Raw genomic sequence first — 13,361 nt, forward strand, 5'->3', positions numbered from 1 at the left:
CGTCCGGTGTGTACGCCGACCCGCCCTCGAGGTCACCGGGATGTCCGCGCGCGGAACGGTCCGCGCGCGGGCAGTTGGCAGGTTTTCGGACTCGTGGGCACGTTCTCCTTGCCGGAGGACACCTACTGGCCGTCGCTTCCCGGGCCCGGTACGTCGGACCCAGTGCTCATGACGGCGGTCGTTCCCGCTCACCGCTGCGGGGCAGTCCCGGATTCCCACCGGGTTCCCTCTTGCGACTCCCCGCCTGGCGGACGGGGTGAACCAGCTGCTGCGGTCAGCTTACGGGGCGGCACCGCGAAAGGAAGAGCACGATCCGGCATCCGGAAGCCGGGTGAGCGTGTTGTGCGCAGTACGGCGAGCGGGGGCCGGGCGACACCGTGCTGGGACCAGCGCCTGATCAATGATCACCGCTACTGCTGCTAGCGTGCAACTGCACATCAGTTGCAATAACGTCGGAGGATGTTGGACATGGCGGTGTACACGCTCCCGGAGCTTCCGTACGACTACTCGGAGCTCGAGCCGGTCATCAACCCGCAGATCATCGAGCTGCACCACGACAAGCACCACGCGGCGTACGTCAAGGGCGCCAACGACACGCTGGAGCAGCTCGCCGAGGCACGGGACAAGGAGCAGTGGGCCTCGGTCAACGGCCTGGAGAAGAACCTGGCCTTTCACCTCTCCGGCCACATCCTGCACTCGATCTACTGGCACAACATGACCGGTGACGGCGGTGGCGAGCCCCTGGCCGCCGACGGTGTGGGCGACCTCGCCGACGCGATCGCCGAGTCGTTCGGTTCCTTCGCCGGATTCAAGGCTCAGCTGACCAAGGCCGCCGCCACCACACAGGGTTCGGGCTGGGGCGTCCTCGCCCACGAGCCGCTGAGCGGCCGGCTGATCGTCGAGCAGGTCTACGACCACCAGGGCAACGTCGGTCAGGGTTCGGTGCCGATCCTGGTCTTCGACGCCTGGGAGCACGCCTTCTACCTGCAGTACAAGAACCAGAAGGTCGACTTCATCGACGCCATGTGGGCGGTCGTCAACTGGCAGGACGTGGCGAAACGCTACGAGGCCGCAAAGGCCCGCGCCGACGTGCTGCTGCTGAACCCCTGACCGCGGGGTCCGTATGACGTCCTGCTCGTGATCGTCTTCTCAACCTTCACCGGCAGGCGGCACAAGGGAGGGCCTTCGGCCGGGACGACTCGGCCGAAGGCCCTTCCGCCGTGTCCGGGGCCCGTCACAGACGCACCTCCTGGGGAGGCAGTCGAGTGCAACTCTCCCGCAGTTCCCGGGGATTGGCGTGACATGAATCACCGGGAGCGGAGTGAGTCATGGGTCCGGGAACTTCTCGTACTCGCTCAGGACGGTGCGCCGGAAATGCAAGGATGAGCCGCAATGGGCGCTGGGTGGTGTCTCCGCACGACACGGGCCGCGGTGTTCGCGGCCGTCTGCGTGCTGCTCGCCGCCCTGGGGCACGTCATGATGTCGGACGCCTCCGTCCCCTGGTGGGCCCTCGCCGTCGCAGCGGTGGCGTGTGGCGGGACGGCATGGTGCCTGGCCGGCCGGGAACGCGGGCTCCTTCTCGTCTCCTCCGTCGTGGTGGCCGCCCAGTCGGCCCTGCACGAGTGGTTCTCCTACGCGCAGGCACTGTCGATGTCCGTGAGCGGCACGGCGCGTGGCACACCTTCCACGCATCACATGGCGTCCACGGCCCACACCGGTCATGCCATGCACTCCATGACCCATGACGGATTCGCCACGCACGCGTCGGGTGCCCTGGACCAGGCGACGGGAATCGGTCACGTCATGGGTGGCGAGATGTCCTCCCCGGGCATGCTCGCCGCCCACGTGCTGGCCGCGCTGCTGAGCGGACTGTGGCTCGCGCACGGCGAACGCGCGGCCTTCCGCATCCTGCGGGCCGTCGCCGGACGGCTGGCCGCCCCCTTGCGGCTGCTCCTCGCCCTCCCCGCACCTCCGCGCCGCCCGCGCACCGTCCTGCGCCGTGGCCGCACGGCCCGCGGTCCGCGCCGGCTGCTCCTGGTGCACGCGATCATCACTCGGGGTCCACCCGCGGGAACCGCTGTCCTCTGAGACAGCCGGATTCCCGACGCCGTCCCGGGCCTCGCAGGCCCGGGACGGCTCCGGGCACCGGGAGTGCGCCGCAGTACAGGCGTACTCCCGCCACCCCCTGCCCCCACCGGATCCGCCGTGTGCCTCGAGCCGCCCGGTCCGGTCTCCGGATGCCCGCGTGCCGGGCCTTCCGGACCCCGAGAAGGACACCAGGTGATCAGTCCCGCTCTTCCTGCCGCGTGCGACGGAACTCCGCACTCCACGAGAACACCCGAGGAACGCGACTGTGCCGACGAGTTGATAACGGCCTGGGCGCTCACCGCCCGCGGTGGTGACCCGGAAGCCGTCGAGAAGTTCGTTCGTGCCCTTGAAAGAGACGTCCGGCGCTTCGTCGGGTATCTCGGCGCCGACCCCGACACCGCCGACGACCTGGCGCAGGACACCTTCCTGCGGGCCCTGGGCAGCCTGCACCGTTTCGAGGGCCGCTCCTCCGCCCGTGTCTGGCTGCTGTCCATCGCCCGCCGTGCGGTGATCGACAGTTACCGGTACGCGTCCGCCCGGCCGCGTCTCGCCGACACCGACGACTGGCAGGCCGCCGCCGAACGGGTCCAGGAGCGCGGTCTGCCCGGCTTCGAGGACGGCATCGCTCTCGCCGAACTGCTCGACGCGCTGCCCGCCGAACGCCGCGAGGCGTTCGTCCTCACCCAACTCGTCGGCCTTCCCTACGCGGAGGCGGCCGAGCTCAGCGGCTGCCCGATCGGTACGGTCCGCTCCCGGGTCGCCCGGGCCCGTGCAGCGCTGACGCGGTCACTACGCGACGCGGAACGAGCCGACCTGGTGGGGCGCCGGACTGACCGATGACTCGGGCCGGCCGCCGGGAGCCCCGGGACCGGGCCGCGCGGGACTCGTTCCCGGCCCCGGTCCCGGCCCCGGTCCGGTGCGGGCATCCCCGGCCCCGGTCCGGTGGAGAGCCGACGGACGGCGCAGACCCTGCCCGGCTTCGCGCTGCCGCGATGAGTTCGGTGGCCTCTGACAGTCTGTGTGTCGTGGGGTCCGGTGACCTCACGACAACCCGCACCCGGTGCTTTGAGAGAGAAGCTGATGACCGACACCACCTGCCACATGTCGATCTCGCTCGACGGCTTCGTCGCCGGACCCGAGCAGAGCCGGGACGATCCGCTGGGCAAGCGCGGACAGGAGTTGCACGGCTGGCATATCGGCGACCCGCGCGCGACCGAGGCCGACAGGACGGCCGGCAGCTGGCTGATGCGCCCGCGTGGCGCCTACGTCATGGGCCGGAACATGTTCGGGCCCGTCCGAGGCGAGTGGAACGAGGTGTGGGACGGATGGTGGGGCCCCGAGCCCCCCTACCACGCCCCGGTCTTCGTACTCACTCGCTACGCCCACGAACCGATCCGGATGGAAGGGGGGACCACCTTCCACTTCGTCACCGAAGGCTTCGACGCCGCTTACGCGCAGGCTCTCGAAGCCGCCGACGGTTCAGGTGTGGACATCGCCGGTGGCGCCTCGACGGTTCGACAGGCACTCAACGCCGGCGTGATCGACGAACTCGTCCTTGACATCGCGCCCGTCCTGCTCGGCGGTGGTGAGCGCCTGTTCGAAGGCGTCGAGACCTTCGATTTCGATCCCGTCGAGGTGCTCCACTCACCGCTGACCACTCATATCCGCTACCGCAAACGCGACGCCGGCTGAGCCGCAGCCGGGTGTGCCGGTCCAGGGGGCGGCCGAGGCCTGCTTGACGAGGTGGTCGACCCGCTCCCGGTTGAGGGCCGCGTAGTCGGCGAGCGCCTTGAGTCCGTCGGTGACCAGCAGGTTCACGGCGACGGCGGGGCCGGACGGCCTGTCACCGGCTGTCGCTGCCGTCGGTGCCGGGCAGTGCCGCCCGGCCCGCCTCCAGGCGGGCCACCGGGACGCGGAACGGGGAGCAGGAGACGTAGTCCAGGCCGGCGGCGTGGAAGAAGTGCACCGAGTCGGGGTCGCCGCCGTGCTCACCGCAGACGCCGATCTTCAGTCCCGGCCGTGCGGCCCGGCCCTCGGCGACCGCGATCTCGACCAGGCGCCCCACGCCGTCCCGGTCGATCGTCTCGAACGGGGACACCTTGAAGATGCCCTTGTCGAGATAGGCGGAGAAGAACGCCGCCTCCACGTCGTCCCGCGAGAAGCCCCAGGTGGTCTGGGTCAGGTCGTTGGTGCCGAAGGAGAAGAACCGCGCCTCCCGGGCGATGCTGTCCGCGGTGAGGGCCGCCCTGGGCAGCTCGATCATCGTGCCGACCGGGCAGGTCACGGAGACGCCGGACTCCGCGGAGACGCCGGCGAGGACCTGCTCCACCTCCTCGCGCACCAGCCGCAGTTCCTCCACGGTGTCGATCAGCGGCACCATGATCTCCGCCCGCGGGTCCCCGCCTGTCCGCGTGCGCTCCACGACGGCCTCGGCGATCGCCCTTACCTGCATGGCGACCAGTCCCGGCGCCACCAGGCCCAGGCGTACTCCGCGCAGGCCCAGCATCGGGTTCTCCTCGTGCATCCGGTTGACGGCGTCGAGGAGTTCGGCGTCGTGCGGGGTCGGCGGGGTGCCCCGGGCCTCGGCTGCGGCGAGCCGTACGGCGAGTTCGGTGCGGTCGGGCAGGAACTCGTGCAGTGGCGGGTCGAGGAGGCGGATGGTGACCGGGAGGCCGTCCATCGCCTCCAGGATCCCGGCGAAGTCCCGCCGCTGCAGCGGCAGCAGCGCGTCCAGGGCGCGTTCGCGTTCGGCGTCGGTTCCGGCCAGGATCATCGCCTCGACCAGCTGCCGGCGGTCGCCGAGGAACATGTGCTCCGTACGGCACAGACCGATCCCCTCGGCCCCGAAACGGCGGGCGCGGGCGGCGTCCTCGGGCGTGTCCGCGTTCGCGCGCACCCCCAGTCGGCGTGCCCCGTCGGCGTGTTCCATGGCGCGGGCCACGGCGTCCACCAGCCCGTCCGCGTGCTCGCCGGTCTCGAAGTACCGCATCACGGCGGAGTCGACCAGGGGAGCCGCACCGGCGTGGACGGTGCCCTCGGAACCGTCCACCGAGAGGACCGTGCCCTCCTCGACGACCGTGTCCCCCACGGTGAAACGCCGTCCGCGTACGTCGACGGTGATCGTCTCGGCGCCGCACACGCACACCTTGCCCATCCCGCGGGCGACGACGGCCGCGTGGCTGGTCTTGCCGCCGCGGCCGGTGAGCACGGCCTGCGCCGCGATCATGCCGGGCAGGTCGTCGGGCGTGGTCTCCTCGCGCACCAGGACGACCTTCTCCCCGGCGGCGGCCCGCCGTACGGCCTCCGCCGAGCCGAACACCGCGGCGCCGACTGCGGCTCCGGGCGAGGCTGGGATGCCGTGCGCGAGCGGGGCGCCCATCGCGGAGGTGTCGAAGCGGGGGAACATCAGCCGGGCCAGCCCGTCCCCGCTCACCCGCGCCAGCCCCTCGTCGGCGCTGATGAGCCCCTCGCCGGCCAGTTCGGCGGCAAGGGTGAACGCGGCCTCGGCGGTGCGTTTGCCCACCCGGGTCTGCAGCATCCACAACCTGCCCCGCTCGACGGTGAACTCGATGTCGCACAGGTCCCGGTAGTGGCTCTCCAGCCTGGCCATGTGCGCGCACAGTTCGTCGAACGCCTCCGGGTGCAGCCGGCCCAGTTCCTCCAGCGGCACGGTGTCGCGGATGCCCGCGACGACGTCCTCGCCCTGCGCGTCGGGCAGATAGTCGCCGTACAGGCCGCTGCGGCCGGTGGAGGGGTCGCGGGTGAAGGCGACGCCGCTGCCGGAGCCGGGGCCGAGATTGCCGAAGACCATCGTCTGCACGTTGACCGCGGTGCCGAGGTCGTCGGGGATGTGCTCACGGCGGCGGTAGACGCGGGCCCGCTCCATGTTCCAGGACCGGAAGACGGCCAGCACCGCCCGCCGCAGCTGCTCGGCCGGGGACTGCGGGAACGACTCGCCCGTCTCCCGGCGGATCAGCTCCTTGTACGCTTCGACGAGCCCGGCCAGATCCGCCGCGCCCAGCCCCAGATCGTCGGCCGCGCCGCGGTCCCGCTTCAGGCCCGTCATGGTCTCCTCGAACAGTGCGCCGTCGACCCCCATGACCGTGCTGCCGAACATCTGCACGAGCCGGCGGTAGGAGTCCCAGGCGAAGCGCTCGTTCCCCGACGACTTCGCCAGCCCCAGTACCGAGTCGTCGTGGAGCCCGACGTCGAGGATCGTCTCCATCATGCCGGGCATGGAGAAACGGGCCCCGGAGCGGACCGACAGCAGCAGCGGGTCGTCCGGCTGCCCGAGCCGCCGCCCGGAGGCGCGCTCCAGCCGTTTCAGGTGATCGGAGATCTCGCGCGCGAGGCCGGCCGGCTCACCGCCGGTGGCCAGGAACGCGCGGCACGCCTCGGTGGTGACGGTGAACCCGGGCGGCACCGGCAGGCCCAGACGGGTCATCTCGGCGAGGTTGGCGCCCTTGCCGCCGAGGAGTCCGGCCATGTCCCGGCCGCCCTCGGTGAACGCGTACACATAACGGGTCATGACGGAACCCTTCTCCGGCTGTGTTCGGGTCGGCTGAGACGGGGCAACCTCCCGCAGACGGCGCGGGCCTCGATCCCCCCGTCCAGGATCCCGGCGACGGACCGCCCGACGCTCTCCGGCGGGCAGGTCCCGTAGACCACCCGGGTACGTCCGGCGGCGTGCGGCAGGGTCGCCCCCGCCTTCCGGGGCATCGACGGTGCCGGCACTCGCGTGACCCGGCGCGAACGGCGGGGCGGGCCGGACCCGTCGGTCGCTGTGTGCGGCGTGAATGCCGTTGTGGCACGGCCCGAACACCTGCCCGGCCCGGTCCGGGTTCCGGGTCCGGTCGGTCCCCGGTCACCAGTGGTCCGGCGGACGGCCGGACGAGCGCGGCCTTCATGGGATGCCCCCTGCCTGCCGTCGATGCCCTGCGGTACCAGCGTCCGTCCCGCGCCGGCGCGGCGGCAGGTGCCGGCCGGCCCCTCGGGGGAGGCCCAAGGGCCCATCATCATGGACGGGCCTGGCGGTCCCCCGCGCGCGAGTCCGTCGACCATCCGCTGATGACCGGTGAGCTTGCCCGCCTGCACTAGGAGCGTGCGGCCGAGGAACTTGAGACGGCGCTGCGGGACGTCCCGTCGGACCTGCGGGTGTACCGGCGCACCGCCGAGGGGTACGCCCGCCGGGTCCTCCTGGGCGCCTCGCACCGGACCGACCTGCTTGTCGTCGGGGCACGACGCCGGGACGGACACCTCTCGCTTCAGCTCGGCCACGTCGCCCACGGACAGCCGCACCACTCCGCCTGCCCCGTCGTCGTGGTGCCGCACCACGACGGCGACGCCTGACCGGCGGCACCCGCGATGAGGCCCCGGGCCCTGGTACGGGCCGGCCCGGCCGCGCGGTACGGACGCGATCGGACCACGGCCCGGATTGTGGTGTCGTACCACTGCCGCCACGATGAAGACATGGCTGTCAAGCGCTCCACCGGCCGTTTCGACGCTTTCCGCGCCCTTTCGGAGCGGCGCGGGAGAGCCGGTGAACGGCTGGTCGAGCGTTTGGCCCACGCCAGGGAGGAAACGGCGGCCGGCCCGGGGAACTGGGCTCCGGGCGTCGCCGCCGGTCTGGGTCTCCCCTCGGCCGCCGCACTCGGACCCGCCGCCTACTACGCGGACCTCGTCTCCCCCCACGGCCGCCGCCATGTGCGGATCTGCTCGGCGACGGCGTGCTTCGCCGCGCAGGCAGGACGGCACGTCACCCGGGTGGAGCGGGAACTGGGTGTCACTGCCGGCACCGCCTCATCGGACGGGGAGACCTCGCTGCAGGCCGTCCGCTGCCTGGGATACTGCTACGCCGGCCCCGCCGCGCTCGACGGGGCCACACCCTGCACGGGGCCCGCGCTCGCCGAGCAGTTGGCGGGGCGCGAGCCACCGTCCGCTCCACGGATCCCGGCGGCCGACGACACCGGCGACCCCGCCCTGCTGGCAGGTGTGGTCGCCGGTGAACCGGCGTGGCAGGTGTGGCCGGAGATCGTGACGGCGGGCGACCCCGACCGGGTCCGGCGGGAGGTGGCCGCCTCCGGGCTGCGCGGACGCGGGGGAGCGGGTTTCCGGGTGGCGGCGAAGTGGGGGGCGGCCGGCCGGGCGCCCGGCACCGTGGTGGTGGCCAACGGCGACGAGGGGGACCCTGGATCGTACGCCGACCGGCTGCTGATGGAGGCCGACCCGCGGCGGGTGCTGGAGGGCCTGGCGCTGGCCTGCTTCGCCTGCGGCGCCCGCCGGGCGGTGGTACTGGTCCGCTCGGAGTATCCGCAGGCGCTGGCACGCATGCGGGAAGCGGCCGCGGAAGCCCGTGCGGAGGGGCACTTCGGCCCCTCCGTGCACGGCACGGACACCGCCCTGCACATCGAGGTGGCCGAGGGCGCCGGATCGTACGTGGCCGGCGAGGAGACCGCGCTGATCGCCAGTCTGGAAGGGGACCGGGGCTGCGCCCGGCCGCGCCCGCCGTACCCGACCGCGCGAGGACTGTGGGACGCGCCGACCGTGGTGAACAACGTGGAGACCCTCGCGGCCGTCCCCTGGATCGTGGCCCGGGGCGGCGACGCCTACGCCCGGCGCGGAACGCCGGAGGAGACCGGCACGAAACTGGTCTGCCTCTCCGAGCGGTTCGCCCGGCCGGGAGCACACGAGGTCGAGCTGGGCACCTCGCTGCGGCGCGTCGTCACCGAACTCGGCGGTGGCCTGAAGGACGGCAGCGAGCTGACCGCCCTCCAGGTGGGCGGCCCCTTGGGCGGTTTCCTCGCCCCCGGGGCACTCGACGCGCCGCTCAGCACGGCCGGCCTGGCGGCCCGAGGTGCCGCACTCGGCCATGCCGGACTGGTCGCCTTCGACCAGTACGTGACGCCGCGGGATGTGCTCCGGCACGTGTGGGAGTTCGCCGAGGCGGAGAGCTGCGGCGCGTGCTCCCCCTGCCGGGTGGGCTGGCGCCGCGGCCTGGAACTGGCCGACGCCGGCACCGGACCCGGTGACGAGTGGAAGCGGCTCGCGCATGTCCTGGCCGAGGCGAGCCTGTGCGCCTTCGGGCGGCGCATTCCACCCGCCGTGCACAGCCTCGCCCGCGTCTACGGCGACCGACTGGCGGGATGGGAACCATGACCGGAGTCGAGATCCGCGTCGACGGCGCGGGCGTCACCGTGCCCGAGGGGGCGTCCCTGCTCGCGGCGGTGCGGGCGGCCGGGACCGATCTGCCGTCGCTGTGCTCCGACGACCGGATCTCCCCGGCAGGGTCCTGCCGTACCTGCCTCGTGAGCGCCGACGGACGGACCGTGGCGGCCTGTGTGACCCCGGTCGGCCCCGGTGTACACATCGAGACCGGCACCGATGAGCTCCGGCGGCTGCGCCGGGAGGCGGTGGAGGTCATCGTCTCGGCCCTGCCGCCCCGTGCCCTCGCCGACGGCAACCCCGGCGAACTTGCCGAACTCTGCCGGTCATCGGGCATCGGCGCCGACACGGCGCAGGGCGCCGGAGGCCGGGGCGGGGACGACTCCCACCCCTACGTCCACCTGGACCGGGACCTGTGCATCGCCTGCGGGCGGTGTGTGCGCATGTGCGCCGAGGTGCAGGGGACCTTCGCCCTGACCCTGGCCGGCCGGGGCGCCGACACCGTGGTCGCACCCGGCACCGGCGGGCCCTGGGCCGAGTCCGACTGCGTGGCGTGCGGAGGCTGCGTCGACACCTGCCCCACCGGCGCGCTCGCCCAACCCGGCCCCGCGCGCGGGCTCACCTCCGCCCACCGGCCGACCGCGACCCGCACGACCTGCGGATACTGCGGTGTCGGCTGCACCCTGGACGTCGTCACCACGGGCGGCGAGGTCACGGCCGTACTGCCGGCCCGCGACGGCCCGGTCAACCAGGGCCACGCCTGCGTCAAGGGCCGCTTCGCCCATGGCTACCTGACCTCCCCCGAACGCCTCACCCGGCCCCTGCTGAGGCGCGCCGGCCGCTTGGAGCCCGTCGGCTGGGACGAGGCCCTCGGCCACATGGCACGCGGCCTGCGCGCGGCCGTCGCCGACGGCGGTCCGGACGCCGTGGGGGTGATCTCCTCGGCCCGTGCCACCAACGAGGAGAACTATCTGATCCAGAAGTTCCTGCGGACCGTCATCGGCACCAACAACGTCGACAACTGCTCCCGCCTGTGCCACTCCCCGTCCGCGGCCGGCCTGACCGCCTCCTTCGGCCTGTCCGGCGGCACCGACGCCTTCGACGACGTCGAACGGTCCGACTGCCTGCTGGTAGTGGGGGCCAACCCCGTCGAGGCCCATCCGGTGGTCGGGGCACGGCTGCTGCGAAGCGTGCTGCGAGGGGCCCGGCTGGTGGTCGCCGATCCGCGCGCCGTGGGCCTCGCCGCGCACGCCGACGTGCACCTGCGGCCCCGCCCCGGCACCAACGTGGCCCTCTCCCACGGACTTGCCCATGTCCTGCTCGCCGAAGGGCTCACCGACGAGGCGTTCCTGCGCGAGCGGGCCACCGGACTGGACCGGCTCACCGAGCTGCTGGCCGACTACCCGCCGGACCGGGTCGCGGACATCACCGGGGTGCCCGCCACCGACCTGATCGCCGCAGCCCGGCTGTACGGCGAGGCTCACCGCCCCGCGATCGTCTACGGCCTGGGGGTCACCGAGCATCTGCACGGCACCGACGGGGTGCGGTCCCTGGCCAACCTGGCTATTCTGCGCGGCGCCGTCGGCACCGACCGCGGGTACGGGGTCAACCCCCTGCGCGGTCAGAACAACGTCCAGGGCGCCTCCGACATGGGCGCGCTCCCCGACCTCCTGCCCGGCTACGGCAGGGTGCTCGATCCGGCGGCGCGGGCCGGCGCCGAGGCGGTGTGGGGGGTCCCGGTGCCCGAGCGGCCCGGTCTGCGCATCCCGGACATGTTCGCCGCCGCGCGGGCGGGGGAGCTGCGGGCGCTGTGGGTCATCGGGGAGGACGTGTGCGCAACCGACCCGGACGCCAATCGGGTGACCGCGGCCCTGGAAGCGTGCCACCTCGTGGTGTGCAGCGAACTGTTCCTGTCCGAGACCGCCCGCCGTGCCGACGTGGTGCTGCCCGTCGCGTCCTGGCTGGAGAAGGACGGCACCTTCGTCAACTTCGACCGCCGCTTCCAGCGGGTCCGCCCCGCCGTGTCCCCGCCGGGAGAGGCGCGCAGCGACTTCGACGTCGTGCACGCCGTCGCGTCGGCCCTGGGCGCCGACCTCGGCTGCCCCACACCGGCCGCCGCCCTGGCCGAGTGCGGCCGCCTCGCCCCCGTCTTCGCCGGAATGTCCCACGACCGGCTGGACCGGGAAGGCGCCGTCCCGTGGCCCTGCCGGGATCCCGGCCGCCCCGGCGAGGCGAAGCTCTACGAGGACCGGTTCGCCACCGCCGACGGCCGCGCCCACCTCGCCGCGCCGCCCTACCTCCCGCCGGGTGAACACCCCGACGACGACTACCCGCTCGTCCTGGTCACCGGACGACGCTGGGCGCACTACAACTCCGGCAGCATGACCCGGCGCGGCGCGAACCTCGCCCTCGACCCCGTCGACTTCCTCGACCTCCACCCCGGCGACGCCCACCGGTACGCCGTACACGACGGCGAGCCGGTCACGCTGGAGAGCCGGCACGGCACGGCACGGCTCATCGCCCGTGTCGGCGGACAGACCCCGCCCGGCCAGGTCTTCTGTTCCTTCCACTTCCCGGCGAGCGGGGTCAACCGCCTCACCTCCGGCCATGCGGACACCCTCACCTCCTGCCCCGAGTACAAGGTCACGGCGGTCCGCGTGATCACCTCGTGACGGGGAAGGACGGCGGGCGTGCCGGGGCTCCCGTGGGGACACCGGTGGGTGACGACCGCGAACCGGCATCCCCCGGTAGCGGCGTCCGGGACCGGCCGAGGGAGTGCTCGTGGCGCTCGCCACCACGCCCCGGAGGCCGGCCTCCGGGGACGCGGCCGCGCTGCGGGCACGCGTGGGTCCGAACCAACTGCCGTCCGCACATCGCACACGGCCGTGGCGGCAACTGGCCGGCCAGTTCACCGACCTGTTCGTGGCCATCCTCTGCGTCGTGCTGCTGAACGCCGCCATCGGCTTCGCCCAGGAGTACTCCGCCGAACGGACGGCGGAGTCGCTGCTGGCGATGGTCAGACACACCTGTTCTCAAGTATGCCGGGGCCCATGCCTCCACCGAGCAGGAGATCCACGCGGCCTTCCAGTAGACGGGACCCGCCGGTCACGGCCCGATGTCGAGGATGTCCGGCACAGGGCGCCGCGGGGTGCTCGGACCCGCGGGTCCGTATCCGAGGCGCAGCACGATCTGCGCGTGTCCGATACCGGAGACCGGGTCCCGGAGCGGCCAGCGCAGGTCACTCCACTCGAGGGCCTGGCCGGCGAACGAGGTCGACAGGCCTTCCAGGGTCGCGAGCAGCAGCACGCGTTCCATGGCCTGGCCGGCGCGCAGCCAGTCCTCCGGGCGGTCGTGCGCGGTGCTGAGGACCGCCAGTTGCGGGGTCCGTTCGAACCGGGCGGCGGCGCGACCGGCCACCGGTCTGTTCCCGGCGAAGTCCCGCATGGGGGCCTTGCCGCCCAGTTTTCTGGGCCCGAAGGCGTACCCGGGCACTCCGTCGGGTGCGGTGCCGGGGGACGAGGTGTCGTCGAGGTGGGTCCATTCCGCCAGGTCCTGGCTGCTGCCGGGGTCCGTGAGGTTGCGTGCTTCGGCCTCCTCCAGCAGGTCGAGCACTTCCTCCAGGTGCCAGGGGGACGGGAAGGTGAGCATGGCCTCCTCGCGGTCGGCGGCGTCGGACAGGGCCGTGCGGATCCGCTCGGGGATCCGCGTGTCGTCGAAGGGGTGGCGGCTGCTGTGCCGGCGGTCGATCGCCGGATACAGCGCCGCGAGCCCGCTGCCGGCGGTGCCGAGCGCGGTCGGCCGTACGGTGGCGAGCAGGCCGGCATCGGCCGGGTCGGGCCGTAGCCTGGTCTCCGGATACCAATCCTCGTGGACCAGCGCGACGCGCAGATTCAGCAGGGCGGCGCCGCAGCCGAGATGGAGGGCGCGCTGCCGCGGGTCGGAGTGCGGCAGGACGCGGCCGGGTGCGGCGCGCATCTCGAAGACGCGGCTTCCACGCGAGTAGCGGAACCGCCACGGCTGGGTGTTGTGCATGGACGGGGCGGCGGCCGCGTCGCGCACGAGGTGCGTCACATGGCCGTCGGACAGAGTTCGCTGGTTCACAGGAGGGCCTC

General features: G+C 73.0%; 8 protein-coding genes, 2 pseudogenes and 1 riboswitch. Of the genes and pseudogenes, 8 read left to right on the forward strand and 2 right to left on the reverse strand.

Annotated elements, in window-relative coordinates:
- Positions 1-58: 58 nt before the first annotated feature.
- Positions 59-281, reverse strand: a riboswitch (cobalamin riboswitch).
- A gap of 187 nt (positions 282-468) precedes the next feature.
- From ACGFR9_RS08535 to ACGFR9_RS08550, 4 genes are all read left to right on the forward strand, one after another.
- The gene (locus ACGFR9_RS08535; RefSeq protein WP_393204242.1) at positions 469-1,110 is read left to right on the forward strand and encodes a superoxide dismutase; all 642 of its coding nucleotides are present in this window, start codon (positions 469-471) and stop codon (positions 1,108-1,110) included.
- Positions 1,111-1,392: 282 nt separating this feature from the next.
- The gene (locus ACGFR9_RS08540) at positions 1,393-2,088 is read left to right on the forward strand and encodes a hypothetical protein (protein ID WP_393204244.1); all 696 of its coding nucleotides are present in this window, start codon (positions 1,393-1,395) and stop codon (positions 2,086-2,088) included.
- 192 nt (positions 2,089-2,280) lie between these two features.
- Positions 2,281-2,928 (forward strand): sigma-70 family RNA polymerase sigma factor, encoded by a 648-nt coding sequence (locus tag ACGFR9_RS08545; RefSeq protein ID WP_393204246.1) that lies wholly within the window; start codon positions 2,281-2,283, stop codon positions 2,926-2,928.
- Between the two features lie 240 nt (positions 2,929-3,168).
- Positions 3,169-3,780 (forward strand): dihydrofolate reductase family protein, encoded by a 612-nt coding sequence (locus ACGFR9_RS08550; RefSeq protein ID WP_393204248.1) that lies wholly within the window; start codon positions 3,169-3,171, stop codon positions 3,778-3,780.
- A 151-nt stretch (positions 3,781-3,931) separates the two neighbouring features.
- On the opposite strand, the gene ppdK is transcribed toward ACGFR9_RS08550, so the two are convergent.
- Positions 3,932-6,616: a pyruvate, phosphate dikinase gene (ppdK, locus tag ACGFR9_RS08555; protein WP_393204250.1), complete on the reverse strand. Its 2,685-nt coding sequence runs from the start codon at positions 6,614-6,616 to the stop codon at positions 3,932-3,934.
- 494 nt (positions 6,617-7,110) lie between these two features.
- Here ppdK and ACGFR9_RS08560 point away from each other — a divergent pair.
- From ACGFR9_RS08560 to ACGFR9_RS08575, 4 genes and pseudogenes are all read left to right on the forward strand, one after another.
- Positions 7,111-7,437, forward strand: a pseudogene (locus tag ACGFR9_RS08560) (universal stress protein); the annotation flags it as partial.
- A gap of 120 nt (positions 7,438-7,557) precedes the next feature.
- Positions 7,558-9,243 carry an NAD(P)H-dependent oxidoreductase subunit E gene (locus ACGFR9_RS08565; RefSeq protein WP_393204252.1) on the forward strand — a complete coding sequence of 562 codons (1,686 nt, stop codon included), beginning with the start codon at positions 7,558-7,560 and terminating at the stop codon, positions 9,241-9,243.
- Positions 9,240-11,921 (forward strand): formate dehydrogenase subunit alpha, encoded by a 2,682-nt coding sequence (gene fdhF, locus ACGFR9_RS08570; RefSeq protein WP_393204254.1) that lies wholly within the window; start codon positions 9,240-9,242, stop codon positions 11,919-11,921. The genes ACGFR9_RS08565 and fdhF overlap by 4 nt, the downstream gene beginning before the upstream one ends.
- A 109-nt stretch (positions 11,922-12,030) precedes the next feature.
- Positions 12,031-12,180 (forward strand): annotated as a pseudogene (locus ACGFR9_RS08575) (cation-transporting P-type ATPase); the annotation flags it as partial.
- 174 nt (positions 12,181-12,354) lie between these two features.
- Here the strand turns inward: ACGFR9_RS08575 and ACGFR9_RS08580 are convergent.
- Complete coding sequence (locus tag ACGFR9_RS08580) at positions 12,355-13,350, reverse strand: Acg family FMN-binding oxidoreductase (RefSeq protein WP_393204256.1); 996 nt, start codon at positions 13,348-13,350, stop codon at positions 12,355-12,357.
- Between the last annotated feature and the right edge of the window lie 11 nt (positions 13,351-13,361).

Source organism: Streptomyces sp. NPDC048584 (genome assembly GCF_043199595.1).
GTDB lineage: Bacteria > Actinomycetota > Actinomycetes > Streptomycetales > Streptomycetaceae > Streptomyces > Streptomyces edwardsiae.

Excerpts from the sequence above, each read along its gene's own strand:
- ACGFR9_RS08540 (WP_393204244.1), top strand. The coding sequence starts at position 1,393 with ATGGGCGCTGGGTGGTGTCTCCGCACGACACGGGCCGCGGTGTTCGCG.
- ACGFR9_RS08550 (WP_393204248.1), top strand. The coding sequence starts at position 3,169 with ATGACCGACACCACCTGCCACATGTCGATCTCGCTCGACGGCTTCGTC.
- ppdK (WP_393204250.1), bottom strand. The coding sequence starts at position 6,616 with ATGACCCGTTATGTGTACGCGTTCACCGAGGGCGGCCGGGACATGGCC.
- ACGFR9_RS08565 (WP_393204252.1), top strand. The coding sequence starts at position 7,558 with ATGGCTGTCAAGCGCTCCACCGGCCGTTTCGACGCTTTCCGCGCCCTT.
- ACGFR9_RS08535 (WP_393204242.1), top strand. The coding sequence starts at position 469 with ATGGCGGTGTACACGCTCCCGGAGCTTCCGTACGACTACTCGGAGCTC.
- fdhF (WP_393204254.1), top strand. The coding sequence starts at position 9,240 with ATGACCGGAGTCGAGATCCGCGTCGACGGCGCGGGCGTCACCGTGCCC.